General features: G+C 65.2%; 17 protein-coding genes and 1 pseudogene. 6 read left to right on the forward strand and 12 right to left on the reverse strand.

All coding sequences use genetic code 11. The annotated features are described in order from the left end of the window. Window positions 1-808 (forward strand): annotated as a pseudogene (locus GGQ90_RS09335) (IS630 family transposase); the annotation flags it as partial. 240 nt (window positions 809-1,048) lie between these two features. Here GGQ90_RS09335 and GGQ90_RS09340 read toward each other — a convergent pair. From GGQ90_RS09340 to GGQ90_RS09350, 3 genes are read right to left on the reverse strand one after another with little or no spacing between them, the layout of a single operon-like run. Next, on the reverse strand, window positions 1,049-2,362 hold the full coding sequence (locus GGQ90_RS09340; RefSeq protein WP_188081904.1) for an amidohydrolase family protein: 1,314 nt from the start codon (window positions 2,360-2,362) through the stop codon (window positions 1,049-1,051). Then, window positions 2,359-3,762 (reverse strand): amidohydrolase, encoded by a 1,404-nt coding sequence (locus GGQ90_RS09345; protein WP_188081905.1) that lies wholly within the window; start codon window positions 3,760-3,762, stop codon window positions 2,359-2,361. The genes GGQ90_RS09340 and GGQ90_RS09345 overlap by 4 nt, the downstream gene beginning before the upstream one ends. Continuing rightward, the gene (locus GGQ90_RS09350) at window positions 3,759-5,288 is read right to left on the reverse strand and encodes a peptide MFS transporter (RefSeq protein WP_188081906.1); all 1,530 of its coding nucleotides are present in this window, start codon (window positions 5,286-5,288) and stop codon (window positions 3,759-3,761) included. Before GGQ90_RS09350 ends, GGQ90_RS09345 begins: the two co-directional genes overlap by 4 nt. A gap of 177 nt (window positions 5,289-5,465) precedes the next feature. Between GGQ90_RS09350 and GGQ90_RS09355 the strand changes: the two genes are divergently transcribed. Further along, the gene (locus GGQ90_RS09355) at window positions 5,466-6,044 is read left to right on the forward strand and encodes a nitroreductase family protein (protein WP_188081907.1); all 579 of its coding nucleotides are present in this window, start codon (window positions 5,466-5,468) and stop codon (window positions 6,042-6,044) included. 73 nt (window positions 6,045-6,117) lie between these two features. Beyond that, window positions 6,118-6,462: a GntR family transcriptional regulator gene (locus GGQ90_RS09360; RefSeq protein ID WP_188081908.1), complete on the forward strand. Its 345-nt coding sequence runs from the start codon at window positions 6,118-6,120 to the stop codon at window positions 6,460-6,462. 29 nt (window positions 6,463-6,491) lie between these two features. Here GGQ90_RS09360 and GGQ90_RS09365 read toward each other — a convergent pair whose 3' ends face one another. Genes GGQ90_RS09365 through GGQ90_RS09380 form a run of 4 tightly spaced genes read right to left on the reverse strand, consistent with a single transcriptional unit; the run spans window position 6,492 to window position 13,355 of the window. After that, on the reverse strand, window positions 6,492-8,507 hold the full coding sequence (locus GGQ90_RS09365) for a tetratricopeptide repeat protein (protein ID WP_188081909.1): 2,016 nt from the start codon (window positions 8,505-8,507) through the stop codon (window positions 6,492-6,494). 3 nt (window positions 8,508-8,510) lie between these two features. Continuing rightward, window positions 8,511-9,875 (reverse strand): PEP-CTERM-box response regulator transcription factor, encoded by a 1,365-nt coding sequence (gene prsR, locus GGQ90_RS09370; protein ID WP_188081910.1) that lies wholly within the window; start codon window positions 9,873-9,875, stop codon window positions 8,511-8,513. Further along, window positions 9,875-11,956: an XrtA/PEP-CTERM system histidine kinase PrsK gene (prsK, locus tag GGQ90_RS09375; protein ID WP_188081911.1), complete on the reverse strand. Its 2,082-nt coding sequence runs from the start codon at window positions 11,954-11,956 to the stop codon at window positions 9,875-9,877. The genes prsR and prsK overlap by 1 nt, the downstream gene beginning before the upstream one ends. Window positions 11,957-11,966: 10 nt before the next feature. Beyond that, window positions 11,967-13,355, reverse strand: coding sequence for a TIGR03013 family XrtA/PEP-CTERM system glycosyltransferase (locus GGQ90_RS09380; protein WP_188081912.1), 1,389 nt, complete (start codon window positions 13,353-13,355; stop codon window positions 11,967-11,969). Between GGQ90_RS09380 and GGQ90_RS09385 the strand changes: the two genes are divergently transcribed. Continuing rightward, window positions 13,339-13,539: a hypothetical protein gene (locus GGQ90_RS09385; protein WP_188081913.1), complete on the forward strand. Its 201-nt coding sequence runs from the start codon at window positions 13,339-13,341 to the stop codon at window positions 13,537-13,539. The genes GGQ90_RS09380 and GGQ90_RS09385 overlap by 17 nt on opposite strands. A gap of 22 nt (window positions 13,540-13,561) precedes the next feature. On the opposite strand, the gene GGQ90_RS09390 is transcribed toward GGQ90_RS09385, so the two are convergent. The 5 genes from GGQ90_RS09390 to GGQ90_RS28985 form a co-directional block, all read right to left on the reverse strand. Then, window positions 13,562-13,819, reverse strand: a complete 258-nt coding sequence (locus tag GGQ90_RS09390; RefSeq protein WP_188081914.1) for a hypothetical protein — start codon at window positions 13,817-13,819, stop codon at window positions 13,562-13,564. A gap of 81 nt (window positions 13,820-13,900) precedes the next feature. Continuing rightward, window positions 13,901-14,647, reverse strand: a complete 747-nt coding sequence (locus GGQ90_RS09395) for a sigma-70 family RNA polymerase sigma factor (protein ID WP_223178188.1) — start codon at window positions 14,645-14,647, stop codon at window positions 13,901-13,903. Window positions 14,648-14,728: 81 nt separating this feature from the next. Next, window positions 14,729-14,860 (reverse strand): hypothetical protein, encoded by a 132-nt coding sequence (locus tag GGQ90_RS29680; protein WP_281391432.1) that lies wholly within the window; start codon window positions 14,858-14,860, stop codon window positions 14,729-14,731. A 93-nt stretch (window positions 14,861-14,953) separates the two neighbouring features. Beyond that, window positions 14,954-15,748, reverse strand: a complete 795-nt coding sequence (locus GGQ90_RS09400) for a response regulator (protein WP_188081915.1) — start codon at window positions 15,746-15,748, stop codon at window positions 14,954-14,956. A gap of 167 nt (window positions 15,749-15,915) precedes the next feature. Continuing rightward, the gene (locus GGQ90_RS28985; RefSeq protein WP_223178189.1) at window positions 15,916-16,095 is read right to left on the reverse strand and encodes a hypothetical protein; all 180 of its coding nucleotides are present in this window, start codon (window positions 16,093-16,095) and stop codon (window positions 15,916-15,918) included. A gap of 31 nt (window positions 16,096-16,126) precedes the next feature. On the opposite strand from GGQ90_RS28985, the gene GGQ90_RS09405 reads away from it, so the two are divergent. Then, a complete protein-coding gene (locus GGQ90_RS09405; protein WP_246428190.1) occupies window positions 16,127-16,276 on the forward strand; it encodes a NepR family anti-sigma factor in 150 nt (49 codons plus the stop codon). A gap of 59 nt (window positions 16,277-16,335) precedes the next feature. After that, window positions 16,336-17,889: a sensor histidine kinase gene (locus GGQ90_RS09410; protein ID WP_188081917.1), complete on the forward strand. Its 1,554-nt coding sequence runs from the start codon at window positions 16,336-16,338 to the stop codon at window positions 17,887-17,889. Window positions 17,890-17,895 lie beyond the last annotated feature (6 nt).

Here is a 17,895-nt window from a genome sequence, read left to right on the forward strand (position 1 = left end):
ATGATACGCAGCGCCAAGCACTGATCGATGTCGTCGAGAGCGGCCCGATCCCGGCAATCCACGGAGTGGTGCGTTGGAGGCTGATTGATCTGGCCCAGTGGCTCCATGACGAGTTTGCCGTCTCGCTCGACGAGACCACCATCAGCCGCGAGTTGAAGAAGCTGGGTTACGTCAAACTCACGGCGCGGCCTCGCCACCATGCCCAGAACGAACATGCTATGGAGGCCTTCAAAAAAGGGGCTTCGCTGCCGAGCTGGCAAAGGTCAAAGCCATCCTCCCGAAGGGAACGCCCATAGAGGTATGGTTCCAGGACGAGGCGCGTGTCGGCCAGAAGAACACAATCACACGGCGCTGGGCCAGACGCGGAACGCGGCCATCGGCACCGAAAGATCAGCGAACGAAATCAGCCTATATCTTTGGTGCGATCTGCCCGGAACTGGGCAAGGGCGCCGGGCTCATCCTGCCCTTTTGCAATACCGATACCATGTCACTGCATCTGGCCGAAATATCCCTTGCCGTCGCGCCGGGTGCTCACGCGGTTGTGCTGATGGACCAAGCTGGTTGGCACATGACCGGCAAGCTCGATGTCCCCCACAACATCAGCATCGTCGCGCTCCCGGCCAAATGCCCCGAACTAAACCCGGTCGAGAACATCTGGCAGTTCATGCGCGACAACTGGCTCTCCAATCGCGTCTTCACATCCTACGAAAACATTGTCGACCTCTGCTGTGAAGCTTGGAACAAGCTCGTCGACCAGCCTTGGCGCATCATGACCATCGGGCGCCGCAAATGGGCGCGTGGGTCATGATCAATGCAGGTTGGTATTAGCCGCGCGCGGCGGACGCGTCATGGGTGCGGCGTGGGGGCAAAAGGCCCTGAAACCCCGTTTACACTGTGAACTTCGTAGGAGATTTGGGCTGTCGCGTCACAGCGACGCGCTATGCCGGGCCGATCGATAGCGCGCGACGGCGGGCTCGGAATCGGCAAGTTGCCGGGCAAAAATGCGCCTCAGTTCATGAAAAAGGGGGCCGTGGCCCCCTTCCCCATCCTACCATTCATAGGCCTTGGGCAGGCTGCCCTCGACCGGGGTGGCGTAGCGGTCGCGCAGCTTGGTCTGGCGATTGTCGATCGGCTGCTGGATGCCGTCGATCCACACCGCGACCGGCGCCGATTCCATTTCCAGCGGATCGCCGTCCCAGATCACCACGTCGCCCGCCTTGCCGGCTTTCAGCGAGCCGATCCGGTCGCCCAGGCCCATCGCCTCGGCCGGGGCGGAGGTGATGCTGCGCAGCGCCTGGCCCCAGCTGAGGCCGGTGGCGCCCGGCACCTTGTTGAGGGCGACCATATTGCCCGCCTGCTGGGTGGCGAGGCGCAGTTGCAGCGCTTCGTCCCGGTCCATCAGGCCCATGGCGACGGGCACGCCGGCCTTCACCATGCGGCCCACGTTGCTTTGGGTCGCGGCCAGCTTCTCGAAGCTGGAGGGCAGGTCGTCGAGCCCGCCGGCGATCACCGGCACCTTGGCAGCGGCGATCTGGCTCGCCACCATCCAGCCCTCGGTCGCGCCGGCGAGGATCAGCTTCAGCGCCGGGAAGTCCTGCCTGAGCGCCAGCACGCCGAGAATGTCGCGCGCGCTTTCGACATGGATCATCAGCGGCATGGCGCCGGTGACGACCGGGACCAGCGCCTCGGCATCGACGCGGTTGAGCAACGCGTCCTTCGACCGGCCATCATAGCTGGCCGGGGCCTTGGCATAATCCTGCGCCTCGCGCAGCATCATCTTAAAGGTCAGATAGGCGGCCGGACGGCTGCCGCCGGCATCCTCCGCGCCCTCTTCGCCCATCTCGACATATTGGAAGGCGCGCGCCTTCGTGATCGGGTCCATGTCGGCACCCAGATCGACCACCGCGCCCTGCCCGGCGAAGATGCCGTTGCCGGTCGCGGGCACGACCACCGCGCGAGTCACGCCGGCGGTGCGGCTGATCGCGATCGGATTGGCCAGCGGGTTGATCGCCGGCGCAACGTCGATCGCGGCCGAGAAGGGCGTGCGGGCGTTGATGTCGTTGGTTTCCTTGACACCGGGCACTTCGGCAAGGCCCACGCGCGAGAAGCCCGAGACGATGCCGGGCGTCACCCATTTGCCGCTGGCGTCGATGGTCTTGGCGCCGGCCGGCACGGCGACGCCGGTCCCGGCGGCCACCACCTTGCCGGCGGAAATGACCACGGTGCCATTCTGGATCGGTTCCGACCCGTCACCGATCGCCAAAGTGGCGCCGGTGATGGCGATGGTCTGGGCCATGGCCATGGGCGAGGCGGCAACGGCGAGCAGCGCGGCGGCGGCGCGGATTGCGGTCTTCATCGTCATTTCACGTCTCCCGCGCCGATCTGGCCGAGTTCGAAATCGGTTACCGGGCGCCGCTTGGGATCATTGGCGTCATAGAGCAAGGCGCCGTCGACCCAGACCTTTTCCGGCCGGGTATAGGTGCTGAAGGGATTGCCGTTCCACAGCACGACGTCGGCCATCTTGCCGACCTTCAGGCTGCCGGTCTGATCGGCGATGCCCATCGCCTTGGCCGGATTGATGGCGAGCCAGGTCCAGGCGATCTCGTCAGGGATGTTGATGCCCATGCGACGGCCCGCGCCCAATGCCTTGGCCGCTTCCTGGTTCAGGCGCTGAATGCCATTCTCGTCATCGGAATGGACGATGGCGCAGGCGCCGGCCTGGTGGACGAGCGGGACATTTTCCTTGATCCCGTCATAGGCTTCCATCTTGAAGCCATACCAGTCGCCCCACATGGCGGCGCAGATACCGTTTTCGCGCAGCAGGTCGGCGATCTTGTAGGCCTCGACGGCGTGGTGGAAGGCGGTGACCTTGTAGCCGAACTCCTTCGACATATCGATCACATTGGCCATCTCGTCGGCGCGGTAGCAATGGTTCTGGACCAGGATCTTGCCCTCCAGCGCGTCGGCCAGCGTCTCCATGCCAAGGTCACGGGTCTGGTCCTTCCCGGCGGCGCGCTTTTTCTGATATTCGCGCGCCTTGATCCAGGTCTGGCGATCGACCGCCATATTGCCCATGCGGGTGCTGGGCTCGCGCCCCTTGGCGCCATAGACGCGCTTGGGATTTTCGCCGCAGGCCATCTTCAGGCCATAGGGCGCGCCGGGGAACTTCATGCCCTGCATGGTGCGCGCCTGAACATTCTTCAGGATCACGCTGCGGCCGCCGAACAGATTGCCGGAACCGGGCAGAACCTGAAGCGTGGTGACGCCGCCATTGGCGAGCGCACGGCCAAAGCCGGGATCCTGCGGCCAGACCGAATGTTCGGCCCAGACATGGGGCGTGACCGGCGAGGTCATTTCATTGCCGTCCGAATGCGCCTCCACCGATGGGGAGGGATAGACGCCCAGATGGCTGTGAATGTCGATGACGCCGGGCGTCACATATTTGCCGGTGCCGTCGAACACCGCGATGTCCGCCGGGATCGGCGTGTCGGGACCGCCGATCGATGTGATCTTGCCGCCCGACAGGAAGACGACGCCCTTGTCGATCCGCCCGCCCTCGCCATCGAAGATGGTCACGTTGCGGATCACCGTGGCGACGCCCGGATAGGGCTTGTAGGTGGAGGGATAGGGATTGTCCGGCTCGGCCGAACTGCCCTGGGCCGCCGGTGCGGGCTGATCCTTTTCCTTCCTGGCGACCGCCGGCGCGGTCATGCCGGTCGCGACCAGCGCCAGCCCCAGCAGCAGCTTGCTGCGTGCGTTCATGCCTGTTTCCCCTTTTCAGCGGCAATGAGATCGAGATGCATCATGCGTTTCACATAGGGCGAGACCAGCAGCACCAGGCCGCCGACCACCACGGAAAACCAGCCGATGCGGCTGTAGACGTCCAGCACCTGGGTCACGTCGCCCGCCCCGCCGCTGCCGGTGGCGCGCGCGATCAGGCCGGCGATGAAATTGCCCGCCGCCATCGCCAGGAACCAGGTGCCCATCACCAGCCCGACCATGTTCGACACCGACAGGCGCGTCATCGCCGACAGCCCGACCGGCGAGAAGCAGAGTTCCGCCATGGTGTGGAGCAGATAGATGAGGAAGACGAAGATCACCGGCGTCAGCGACTGGCCGGCCATCGCCGCACCCGCGACCAGCACCAGGAAGCCGGCGCCGCACAGGATGAGGCCGATGCCGAACTTGGCGGGCGAGGATGGTTCCAGCCGGCGCTTGTCGAGGAAGGTCCACAGCACCGCGAACAGCGGCGCGAACAGGATGATGTAGATGGAATTGACCGACTGGAACAGCGAGGCCGGCACATCCCAGCCGAGGATGACGCGATCGACATTGCGGTCGGTGAAGATGTTGAGCGACGAACCGGTCTGTTCGAACAGACCCCAGAAGAGCGGATTGAGCGCGATCAGGAAGAGCGCGGCGAACATCCGGTCGCGCTCCACCTTCGTCAGCACCGTCACCGTTCGCCACAATATATAGGCCACGGTCAGAGCCGAGAAGATCAGCAGCGTATAGCCCAGCAGTTCGGCATAGCGGATCACCATCCAGATCGCCGCCACGCCCAGCGCAGCGCCGGCATAGATGGTCCATTCCTGCGAGATCGCGCCGATCGCCGGCGCGCGCAGCCTTTGCGGCGCAGGCGGCTCGCCCTTGCCCAGCAGCCAGGGCCGCAGCCAGACGAACATGGCGAGGCCGAGCAACATGCCGACGCCGGCGGCGCCGAAGCCCCAGCTCCAGCCCCACAGCTCGCCCAGCAGGCCGCAGACGATCGGGCCGCTGGCGCCGCCCAGGTTGATGCCCATGTAGAAGATGGAGAAGGCCGGGTCGCGGCGATGATCGTCACGGGCATAAAGTTCGCCCACCAGCACCGAGATATTGGCCTTCAGGAAGCCGGTGCCGACGATGATGCTGGCCAGCGCCAGATAGAAGCCGTTGAGATAGAAGGGATCCTGCCCCCCCGGCCCTTCGGTGATGGCGATCAGGAAATGGCCGATGGCGATGAATACACCGCCCACCAGCACCGCCTTGCGCGGGCCAAGGAACCGGTCGGCCAGATAGCCGCCTATGACCGGGGTGATATAGACCAGCGAGGTATAGGCGCCGTAGAGGAGATAGGCCTTGTCCTCGCCGAACAGGAAATGTTTGGTGAGGTAGAAAATCAGGATGGCACGCATGCCATAATAGGAAAAACGTTCCCACATTTCCGCGAAGAACAACAGGAACAGGCCGCGCGGATGGCCGAGCCAGGTCTTGCCTGCCTCCGCCGGTACGGTGATTGCGGTCGCCATCGGACCCCCTTGAAATTGTCTTTTTGTGCCGGCCGGCGAAACGCGGCGGCGTTATGGCCCGGACCCTAGAGGGGAAAGGTGGGCAGAGTCAAAGCGGGGTTGGGGGCGGGGCTGAAGCGATAGGAAGTGTGCCCTTGGCCCTTGCGTCCGGCGGCAAAGCGTCCCATTTGGCAACCGATGTTCAACGACCTGTCCAGCCCCCTCGCCCTGCTGCAGACCCGCCGTTCCGGCAAGCCGCGCGACCTGATCGCGCCCGGCCCGGACGATGCGCAGCTGCGCCAGATCCTCGAAGTCGCGCTGCGCACGCCCGATCATGGCAAGCTGGCGCCCTGGCGCTTCGTGATCGTGCCGCAGGACAAGCGTGCGGCACTGGCCCAAGTGCTGGAGGCCGCCTATCGCGCCGAGAAGCCCGAGGCCGGGCGGCTGGAGATCGAGGCGATGCACCAGTTCGCGCATCAGGCACCGACATTGGTGGTGGCGCTGTCCAAGCCGGTCGCGGGCAGCAAGATCCCGGTCTGGGAGCAGGAATTGTCGGCGGGTGCGGCGATCATGAACCTGCTGCACGCTACCCATGCGCTCGGCTTTGCCGGCGGCTGGCTCACAGGCTGGCCGAGTTTCAATGACGATGTGCGCGACGCCTTTGGCGGCGCGCACGAGCGTCTGGCCGGATTCGTCTTCATCGGCACCCCCTCTCGTGACCTGGAGGAGCGCCCCCGGCCAGATTATAACGATATCGTATCGACCTGGGACAGATAATTGCCGAAAATATGGGCTTTCACGTAACGCGGTCCATTGACCTGCACGGCTGTATTATGGCACTGATGCACTTATGAGCGACGAATCCAAACCCGTCTACCTCCGCCTTCGCGAGATCATTGCCGCCTCCATCCTGGATGGGGAGTATCGCGATGGCGACCTCCTCCCCTCGGTCCGCGCCTTTGCGGCGCAACAGGGGGCCAATCCGCTGACCGTGGCGAAGGCCTATCAGAGCTTTCAGGATGACGGCCTGGTCATCGTGAAGCGCGGCGTGGGCATGTTCGTCGCCGATGGTGCGACCCGCAAGCTGCGCGAGGCGGAACGCAGCCGCTTCCTGGAAAGCGTATGGCCGCCGGTCGCGGCGCAGATAAGGCGGCTGGGCATCCGGCTCGACGAACTGGACAGCCAGAAGGTTTGAACAAGGGCGCCCCCAGGGGCGCTTTTTTTTTACAATGAAGCGAGCGCCTTCACCGCTAACTGGCGATCGGGGAAATTGGCGGCGGCCGCGCGCGACAGCGCGCGCTTCGCCTCTGCCTTGCGCCCGGCAGCGGCATAGGCCTGTCCCAGATGGAGCTGGAAGGGCGGGTTTTGCGGCGCGAGCGCGACCGCCTTTTCCAGCAGGTCGATCGCCGCCGGCCCCTGCGCATCAGTGCGCAGCAGCACCAGGCCATAGATATCGGCGGTCACTGGGTTGGCCGGCATCAGGCGATAGGCCTGGGCGGCATAGAGGCGCGCCTTGCCGGGCGATCCCGTTTCCAGGCTTGCGCGGGCCAGATCGGCCATCAGCAGCGCATCATGGCCGCCCGTCTGCGCCTGCACCGCCTGCAACAGGCGCAGCGCACCGCGCCAGTCATGCGCCTGCATCGCTGCCCCGGCGGCCAGCCGCTGCATCTCCACATCCATCGGATTCTGCGCCAGGAACAGGCGGATGAGTTGCAGCGCGCGGGCGGGATCGCCCACTGCGCTCCAGGCTGCGACCAGCCGCAGCGCGGCATTGCGATCAAACCGGATATTCGCCGCCGCCTCGAAACTGCGGGCGGCATCGGCGGGGCGGCCGGTGGCGACCAGCGCATCGCCCAGCACGACATGGGCGCCCGGCGCGCCGGGATTGGCCCGCGCCAGCAGCGCCGCGCGGTCGACCGCCTCGCCCGTGCGCCCCTGCATCAGGAGGGTCCGGATGTAGGGGATATTGTCGGCTGCGGTGGCGACATCGGCCGGCGGCGTCATGACAGCGTTCGTGCCACCCAGAAGGTCAGACGAGGGACGCACCGGCCAGGAGGCGCGGGCCAGAAGCGCATCGGCCTGTGCGCGATCGCCCAGCTGCTCCTGCGCGCGGGCGGCCAGCGTCAGCACATAGGGGTCGGCATCATGGCGATCGACAAGGGGCGCGAGCGTCGCCGCCGCGCCGGCATAGTCGCCGGTCAGATAGGATGCGCGGGCCAGCAGCGTGCGCGCGACGCGATTGTCGGGCTGCATCGCCACCAGCGGTCCGAGCGCATCGGCGGCCAGCACCGCATTGCCATCCGACAGATGCAACACGCCGCGCAGCAACAGGGTCGCCGGTTCACCGTCCAGCCGGCCATCGGTGCGGGCCAGCAGGGTGCGGGCGAGATCGGTGCGTCCGGCGCGAGCGGCGATCACGGCCTGAAGGAACCAGGCGCGCGGATTGCCGGGATCGAGCGCCAGGATGCGCCGGCTGACGCTGAGCGCGCGGCTCGCCCGGCCGGCATCGGCCAGCGTCGCGGCATATTCGGTTAGCGGGGCAAGCGCATTGGGATGATCGTCGAGCGCCCGTTCGAACCAGGGCAGCGCCGCCACCAGCCCATATTGATCGCGGATCAACATGCCGCGCAGGGTCAGCGCATCGGGATCACCCGGTGCCAGCGCCAATGCCTTGTCGGCCGCCGCAATCGCCCCGGCCTGGTCGCCCAGCATCAGGCGGAACCGGCCGAGATCGATCCAGGTCCGGGCCGCACGCGGGGCGAGATGCAGCGCATCGTCAAAGGCGCGCTGGGCAGCGTCATTGTCGCCCTTGGCCTGCCAGGCGCGGGCCGCGACACGGGCAGCCTCGGCCGACGTGCCTTCGCCCGCCTGCACCGCGCGCAGGGCGCCATCGGCGTCGCCCTGCAACAGCAACGCCTGCGCCAGCAGCCCATTTATGTCCGCGACGCTGGCGCCCAGCTTGCGCGCGCGCAGCAGGTCGGCCTGCGCGCCGGCGCCATCGCCCAGTTGCACCAGCGCGCGGGCATGCCCCAGCCGCGCCGGCAGCGACGCCGGATTGCCACGAATGGCGTTCATCAACTCGATCCGGGCGGTGCGCGCGTCGCCGGCGTCCAGCGCGGCCAGTCCGCGCGTCAGCGCCGCGCTCCCGTCCGCCTCATGCACGCGCCACTGCCACAGGCCGGCTAGCGCCAGCAGCAACAGAGCGAGGCCCGCGAGCAGGATCAGGCGTGACCGCCGCATCGATCAGCCCTGCATCTTATATTGTTTGAGCAGGTCGTAGAGGGTCGGCCGGCTGATCCCCAATATCTTGGCGGCGCTGGAAATATTGCCGTCGGTGCGGGCGATTGCCCGACGAATGGCACGGCGATCGGCCATTTCGCGCGCGGCCTTGAGATTGACGACCTCGCTGCCCTCCGCCCGGTCGCCGTCCAGATCGAGATCGGCCGCCGTCACATGCTTGCCATCGGCCATGATGACCGCGCGCTTCACGCGATTTTCCAGTTCGCGGACATTACCCGGCCAGCCCCAGGCGTCGAGTGCGGCGAGCGCATCGGGCGCGAAACCCTTGACCTGCGGGTTCATGTCCTGCGCGAAGCGGGTCAGGAAATGGCGCGCGAGCAGCGCCGGATCGCCCGGCCGGTCGCGCAGCGCGGGGATGCGGATGACGATCTCGGCAAGGCGATAATAGAGATCCTCGCGGAAGCTGGCGGCGGCGATCATCGCGTCGAGATCCTGATGGGTGGCGCAGACGATGCGCGTGTCGACCGCGATCGGCTGGCGCCCGCCGATCCGCTCGATCACCCTTTCCTGCAGGAAGCGCAGCAGCTTCACCTGCAGGGGCAAGGGAATGTCGCCAACCTCATCGAGGAACAGGGTGCCGCCCTGCGCCTGCTCGATCTTGCCGGGCGTGGTCTTGACCGCGCCGGTAAAGGCGCCCTTTTCATGACCGAACAATTCTGATTCCAGCAGGGTTTCGGGGATGGCGGCGCAGTTGATCGCAACAAAGGCACCGCCGCGACGCGGGCTGGCATCATGCAGCCCCTGTGCCAGCAATTCCTTGCCGGTGCCGCTGGCGCCCAGCAGCATGACCGAGACGTCAGCACTGGCGACCCGCTCGATCGTGCGGGCGACACGCATCATCTCCGGCGCACCGGTGATCATCCGGCCGAGCACCCTGCCCCCCTCCGACGCGGCTTCGGCGAGGCGGACATTTTCCTGTTCCAGCGCGTGGACATGGAAGGCACGGCGAACGATCAGGCCCAGTTCGTCGATGTCGACCGGCTTCTGGTAGAAATCATAGGCGCCGCCGGAAATGGCATTGAGTGCGCTTTCCCGCGCGCCATGGCCCGACGCCACGATCACCTTGGTATCGGGCTTGATGCGCAATATTTCCGCCAGCGTGGCAAAGCCCTCGCTGGTGCCGTCCGGGTCCGGCGGCAGGCCCAGGTCGAGCGTCACCACATCGGGCGCCTCCATCCGCAGCATCTCGATCGCTTCGAGCCGGTCGCCGGCGATGAAGAGCTGATAATCCTCATAGGCCCAGCGCAACTGCCGCTGGAGGCCCGGATCATCCTCGACGATCAGCAATTTGGGGCGGGTGTCGCTCATCAGGCGGCCTTTCCTTGAACATCATCGCGCGCCGGCGCGGGCGCCAGCGGCAGGCGCAGGGTGAAACGGCTCCCCACGCCGGGTTTGCTTTCCACGTCGATCCGCCCGCCCATCGCTTCGGCCAGGCTGCGCGCCTCGAAGGCGCCTAGGCCAAAGCCGCCAGCCTTGCTGGACGAAAAGGGCTTGAACAGATCGCGGCGAATATATTCGGCGGTCATGCCGCAGCCCTGATCGACCACGGCCAGCGTCGCCTGCCCGTGCGCGCTGCCAAGATGCAGTTCGACCGGGCAATCGGCATCGCTGGCGTCGATCGCATTTTGCAGCAGATGGACCAATATCTGCTCGACCCGCGCGGGATCGGCGAGCGCCATCGGCATGTCGCCGCTGACCGTGATGGTCCGCTGGCGGGCGCGGCCGCGCACGACCTGATCGACCAGCGGTCCCAGCGCCACCGGGCGCGGCTCTTCCGGCCGGCCCTTGTTATGCTGCGACAGGCGGGCGAGCATGTCGTTCATCTTGCCCACCGACTCCTTGAGCGTCAGCAGCATGTCAGCGCGGAAATCGGGATTGTCGGCGTGCCGCTCCGCATTGCGCGAGAGCAGGGACAATTGGCTGACCAGATTCTTGATGTCATGCGCAATGAAGGCGAAGCGGCGGTTGAACTCGTCGAAGCGCTGGGCATCGTCGAGCGCCTGCTGTCCCTGTGCCTCGCTGATATGGGTCGCCGCCTGACGCCCGGCGGCGCGCAGCATGTCGAAATCCTCCCAGTCGAGGCGACGGTCGATCGGCGGCGGCGCCAGCAGGATCGCGCCGATCAGCCGGCCATAATGGAGCAGCGGGACCAGCGCCCAGACATGGGCGTCTTCGATCAGCCAGCCGGGAAGGTCGAAGGTCACGTCCCCATCACGGATGCGGCCGACATCGACGATCCAGCCGCTCTTTTCCCAGCTTGCCAACTGGTCGAGCGGCAGGGACAGGCCGGCAATCGGTTCCTGCGGCCAGTTCCATTGCGCCTCGAACGCCAGCCGACCATCATCGGTGCGCAACAGCAGCAAGGCGGCGGGGGAATCGGTGATATCGGCGACCGCCTTGGCCACCCGCTCGCCCAGCGGCGGGGCATTTTCGCCCGGTCGGCCGATGGTTTCGCCAAAGCGCATCCATTCGGTGCGATAGTCGTAGCGATGCTGGAAGAAATGCTTGGCGACCTGCACCTTCCACAGCGCGCGCATCTGTGGCGAGGGCAGAAGAACGAGCGCGGTGACCGCGACGAAGAAGACCGCGCCGATCTCCACCACCCGCGCATAGGGGCCGGCGATCATCTCGATCAGCACCGCGGCGGCGGTCAGCACCACGACATAGAGGCCGACCGCGACCAGCGAGAGCGACTGGAAAGCGATGGTCCGCGACAATTGCAGCCGCCCGGCCATTTCCTTGCGCATGCCGATGGCGATGACCGGGGCGAGCAGCGCCATCAGCGGACCACGCAGCGCATAAAGTTCGTTGACCCGGTCCATCGCGAAATAGCCGATGACATAGAGGTTGAGGTCATAGGTCCACATCGCCGCCAGCGCGCCGAGCAGCAGCGACACCCGGCCGCGATCGCGCGAGGGCCAGGCGGTGTAGAGATGATGGACCAGCAGCAGGCAGCCGATCGCCGTCATCATCCGCAGCACCAGCGACACCGCGACCAGCATCTGGTGCAGGTCGCTGCGCACCGGCAATTGCCGCCAGGCGAGGTCGGTCGAGGTTTGCAGGAAGATGAGACCCGAGACCGCAAGATAGACGAGGCCGATCGCGACCAGCGACCCACCGCGCGAAGCAGGGCCGCGCCGCAGCATGACGAACAGCAGCATCAGCCACGCCGCGTTGCGGACGCTCTCGCCGATGCCGGACAGGGGCTTGTCCACGCCGCCGAACGAGACATAGAGCGCCCAGCAGGAGGTCAGCAGCAGTGCGCTGGCCAGCATGCGTGGTTCGGCCGCATCGTCGCGGCGCCGCAGGATGAAGATGCCGAGCGCGGCGAACAGGACCGCGGCCAGCGCATGGCCCCAGTCGCCGATGAATTGGAGCAGCGCGCTCATCGCCGGCCGCTCAGCGCGCGCCGTCGGGCCATAGGATTACCCGCACCGTCTGGATCAGGATCAGCAAGTCCAGAAAGGGCGTGTAATTCTTGGCATAATAGAGATCATATTCGAGCTTGTGGCGGGCGTCCTCGATCGACGCGCCATAGGGATAGTTGATCTGCGCCCAGCCGGTGATGCCCGGCTTTACCATGTGCCGTTCGGCATAATAACGCAGTTGCTGCTCCAGATCCTCGACGAACTGGCGTCGTTCGGGGCGCGGGCCGACAAAGCTCATCTCGCCCTTGAGCACGGTCCAGCTCTGCGGCAGTTCGTCGATCCTCAGCTTGCGCAGCCAATAGCCCAGCCGCGTGATGCGCGGATCATCCTTCTCCGCCCAGACCGCCTGGCCCTTGACCTCTGCATCCTGGCGCATGGTGCGCAGCTTCACGATCCAGAATTCCTGGCCGAACAGGCCGACGCGCTGTTGCCGGTAGAAAGCCGGGCCACGGCTGTCGAGCTTCACCAGCAGGGCGGCGAGCAGGATGATCGGGCCGGTCAGCGCCAGCAGGATAGAACTGGCGATCATGTCGAAGATGCGCTTGGCGATGCTGGACAAGCGGCGACCGGCGGAAAAACCATCGGAAAAGATCAGCCAGCTGGGATTGACGCTGTCGAGATCGACGCGCCCGGTCTCCCGCTCCAGAAAGGTCGAGAGATCGTTGACATGGACGCCGGTGGTCTTGATCCGCAGCAGGTCCGACATCGGGATGGCGTTGCGCCGCTCCTCCAGCGCCAGCACGACTTCGCTGGCGTTCAAACGCACGACATAGTCGGACATATTGTAGATGGCGCTGCGGTTGATCGCCTCCTCCACCACCTGGTCGCCATCATTCATGGCGATATAGCCGACCACCAGGAACCCGGCGCCGCGCTTCTGTTCCAGATCGCGGATACGGTTGGCCCGCCGACCCGCGCCCAGCACGACAAGACGGCGCTTGAACGCCTCACCGCCTAGCAGCGATCCCAGCAGCATCCGCGCCAGCAGCAGCAGCGCCATCGCCAGCCCCATCGCGTAGAGCGAGTTGGAGCGCCACAAGGTGATGCCGGGCAGCAGGAAATACATGACCGAGAGGAAGATGACGCCAAGCGAGATGGCGACGAGCAGGCGGGCGAACGCAAAGCGGATCGATTGCAGCGCTTCCGGGCTGTAGACGCCGACCGCGATCATGCCGGTCTGGATGGCGAAGGCGAAACTCAGCAACGGGCCGATGCGGGTCGCGATCGGTTCGATATCCATCCCGATCTGATGCGCGCGCAGAATCCAGCCCGCTTCCGCCGCGCCGATCAGCAGCAGGAAATCGAGCAGGCCGAGCAGCAGCACGGCATGGGGGACATAATGTTTGAACAGCCTGATCATCGTATCGCGCTTCTTCCCGCAGCACAGCCCCTCCGCTCAGGAAGGGCCGCCAACTGGAGTCGGCACAGCCTTACAACACGCTGTAAGGAAATCCGACAGGGATCAGACCCTGCCTGAAAATGGCAAAGAAAATCTGAAGATGGCGAAGGTCAGTGTAAATGAGAGCGACACTGGGCAGCACTAAAGGCGCCAGATCGTGGCGATGCTCAATTGTTGTTGCGCAACTTGTCAGCCGCATCGCGCGCGGCTTCGCCGACGATCCGGGCGCCATTGTCGACCGAGTCCGCTGCCTGGGTAATGGCATCGGCGCGCCGGTCCTGACGACTTTCATTGGTAAGGTAGAAGAAACCGATAGCCAGGATCAGGGCCAGCGCGACCAGCGCGAAGACAATACCGCCGCTGCCCTGCGGCCGATCACCGCGCCGAGCCGTCCGATCCTGTCGATGTTGCGGGTCGTTGCCCATGGCCTGCGTCCTTCCCATGCCATTTCAACCGACAGGCCGGGCGGATCGTTCCATATCCGGTCTGCGGCATAGCATGCCGCCTCAATAGTCGGCGGCTTTGCCCGCGATATCATCATCGCCGTCATCGTCGGCGCCATGGTCGACCAGGTTATCCGAGATGCGACCGCGGCTCAGGCGATCGACATCGTCCATGATCTCGTCAAGCACGGCCGTATCGGTCGTTGCCTGCGTCCGGCGTGACGGGAGCGAACCATCTTCGAGAATCTGTTCCAGTGCAGATCGACCACGCGCAACGCGGCTCTTGATCGTTCCAACCGCGACGCCGCAAATCTCCGCCGCTTCCTCATAGGCAAAGCCGCCCGCGCCAACGAGGATCAATGCCTCGCGCTGGGGCTGGGGCAATTGCAGCAGGGCACGCTGCATGTCGGAGAGTTCGACATGCTTGTCCTGCCCCGCCGGCGCCGCGAGCAGTCGATCAGCGGTCAGATCGTCCCAGTCGCCACGGAAGCGCGAGCGACGCATCTGCGAAAGATAATGGTTGCGCAGGATGATGAAGGTCCAGGCGCGCATGTTGGTGCCGGCCTGGAAACGGGCACGGGCGGCCCACGCCTTCAGCAGCGTTTCCTGCACGAGATCATCGGCGGTATCGCGGTTACCCGACAGGGATCGTCCGAAGGCGCGCAGATGAGGAATGACAGCAGCCAGTTCACGCTTGAACTCGCTGTCCGACAATGCCTCGCGCGGCGCCTGATTCAGCCCTTCATCCACGGCAGCAACCCCCGTCTCGACTGTCGCCCTCGCGGCATGAACCGAAGTCGTCAAAGCCATATATGCATCCGCACCCTAGATCGATTACCGCCAAAGGCCAATTCCTGAGATACCCCTAGAAATGCCCATTTTTCTACTGTCTCACCGCCAGATTACGAGCAGCATCGCAATCACCGCCAGCGCGAGCGAGATGCCCAGCACATAACGGACGACGTGCGGCGTCGTGCCACTCCGCGCATCCTGCGTTGAAATATGCTGTTCCTCGTCGGCCATTGGCCCTCTCCGATCGTTACGCATATTCAACGCGCCATGTCGGGGAGGGTTCCGCCGACCGTCACAAAGGATCAGCCGGCGGGAAGGCGAGGGTCAGGCCGGGGCGGTCGCCTCGTCAAAGAAAAGGGCCTGCGAAATCGCGGCCTTGACGGTCGAACGCTGGAACGGCTTGGTAATGAGGAAGGTCGGCTCGGGCCGTTCGCCGGTCAGCAGCCGCTCGGGGAAGGCGGTGATGAAGATCACCGGCACCGAAAATTCGGCCAGGATGTCCTTCACCGCGTCGATGCCGCTTGAATCGTCGGCCAGCTGGATGTCGGCCAGCACCAGGCCGGGACGTTCCGCCAGCGCCTCGCGCACCGCATCCTCACGGGTGACGGCAATGGCCGTGACATCATGGCCAAGGTCGCGCACGATCGTCTCGATATCCATCGCGATGATCGGCTCATCCTCGATGATCAGCACCTTGGCGCGGGTCTGCGCCTCGATTTCCGCCAGCGCTTCCTCGACCAGCGCTTCGACATCCGCCGCGTCGAGGCCGATCAGATAGCCGGCATCTTCAGACGTGAAGCCTTCGAGCGCGGTCAGCAGCAGCGCCTGGCGCGGCAACGGGGTCAGGCGCGCAAGGCGGGCATGGGCGATCGCCTCCTGCCCGAGCGAGCCCGAAAAACCGGGTTCGTCGTCGAGGTGAGAGGACGACCAGATCGCATGAAAGGTCTTGTAGAGGCCGAGGCGCGGATCGACACCGCTGGGGAATTCCTCCGGCGCGGCGACGATCGCTTCCAGCGTGGCGCGCACATAGGCATCGCCATGGGTCTGGCTGCCGGTCAGCGCGCGCGCATAACGCCGCAAGAAAGGAAGATGGGGGTGCAGTTGCTGTCCAAGCGACATCGGTAAGTCTTCTCCCTGCCCTGTCGGGCCTGTTGTCCAAAACATCGGCTCTGCTGGAGGATGGGATGACGATGCCGCGCTGGCAAGCCCCCTCTCCCCCCGCCGCCGAATGACCGACGGTGCAAAAAATGCTTCGAATGCCGGAACCATCAACACCAAGATTTGTTTCACTCTCGTCCGGTTTTTTCGACGGTAACAGCTTTTTGGTGAAATTTGCCCAGCTTGGTGAATTGACGCCGCTTTGCGTTGCGGCGAAATAGCGGATGAGCTGGCGTCACGGATTTAGCTTCAGAGGGGCTGATTTTGGTTTCTTCAACAACGGAACGGGACAGGATGGGAGGGGACATTGACGTCGGCACGACCATCCACGACCGCGATATGAAGACTGCGCCCACAGCGCGCAAGCGCGGCACCCCTGCAAAGAAGGACGAAGCACAGGTTTCCCAGGTGCTCAAGTCCGTCTACCAGCGCACGGTCGACGAAGATATTCCCGCAGAAATGCTGGACCTGCTCAGCAAACTGGACTGATCATCGCTGGTCAGGGTGGCGCCGTTATGCCACCCCCACAAGGACGCTCCAGATCCCCCATGACCATGTTCGGCGTCTATCTCCGGTCCACCGGCGTCAAGATGTTCCTCATCCTGACGCTTGCGCTGCTGCCGCTGGGGCTGATCGCGCTCGTGGCTTCGCTGCAGGCGATTCGCACTGCCGACCTTGAGAAGGAAGCATTGCTGCGCGTCGCGGTCACGCAGAGCGCGCGCAAGCTGACCGCCGACCTCAATGCCGACCGCACCGCGCTGGGCCTGACCGTCAATGCGCTGGCCGACGGGAAGGCGGACGGCGAAATCTGCAATCGGTTGTCCTTCTTCCTCACCGCGCAGGACCGGGACGGCATTCGTTTCTATATCTACGACCGGTCCGGCAAGAAACTGTGCGGATCGGCTACGCCGGAACCGGTCGGCATCCCGGCTGCGCGCCGCTTTGTCGGTCCGCGCGTCGAACTGCTGCCATCGGGCGATTTCCTGCTGTCGCGCACCCATAGCAGGGACAATCGCGTCGCGGCGCTCGCTTATTATGCGCGCCCGCATCTCGAAAGCGTTGCCGACCCGGCGACCGCGCTGCAGAATCGTCAACTCAGCCTGCGCCAGGGCGAGCGGCAGATGATCGTCAGCCGGCCCGGCAGCCGGATCGATGGCGATAGCAGCAGCCTGTCCGCCCGGCTCGACCCGCCCGACATCTTGCTGACCATGACGGTGCGCGAGCCGCCGGCGACGATCGCGCGGCTGCTGTCACTGTTCCTGCCGCTGGTGATGTGGTTTGCCGCCGCCGCGATCGGCTGGTTCGTGGTCAACCGGCTGCTGATCCGCCCGCTGGTGCTGCTGCGGCGCCAGGTGGCCGCCTATCAGCCGGGCGAGGTGCTGGAACCGCTGCGGCGCATCCGCACGCCCGCGCACGAGATCAGCGACCTGGGCGAGACCTTCCGCGAGATCAGCGAGGATGTCGCCACCCATGAGGCGGAAATGGCCGCCGCGCTCGACACCCAGCGCAAGCTGACCCGCGAGGTCCATCATCGGGTCAAGAACAACCTGCAGATCATCGCCAGCCTGATCAGCCTGCATGCCCGGTCGGCGCATGAGCCCGAAGCGGTATCAGCCTATGGATCGATCCAGCGGCGGGTCGATGCCCTGTCGGTGGTGCATCGCAACCATTTCGCCGAACTGGAGGATAATCGCGGCGTCGGTGTACGCCCGCTGATCAGTGAATTGTCCGCCAGTCTGCGCGGCACCGCGCCGCATGAAGCGCGTCGCTTCGGCATTCAGATCGACAGCGACGACGACCTGCATATCAGCCAGGACGTCGCCGTCCCGGTCGCCTTCCTGGTGACCGAACTGGTCGAACTGGCGATGCTGTCCGATCCGCGCGCGACGATGCGGATTTCGGTACATCTGGAGACTGAGCGGGAGGACCGCGCCCTTTTGCAGATGACCTCCCCCGCATTGCGCGCAGGACCGGCGATGACGGTGCTGCTGGCGGAACGCTATGGCCGGGTGCTGACCGGCCTGTCGCGCCAGTTGCGATCGCCACTGGACCATGATGCCGAAGCAGGCCGCTACGGCATCGCGATCAGCGTCATTCCCTAAAAGGCG

The organism is Sphingobium scionense (genome assembly GCF_014197035.1).
GTDB classification, from domain to species: domain Bacteria; phylum Pseudomonadota; class Alphaproteobacteria; order Sphingomonadales; family Sphingomonadaceae; genus Sphingobium; species Sphingobium scionense.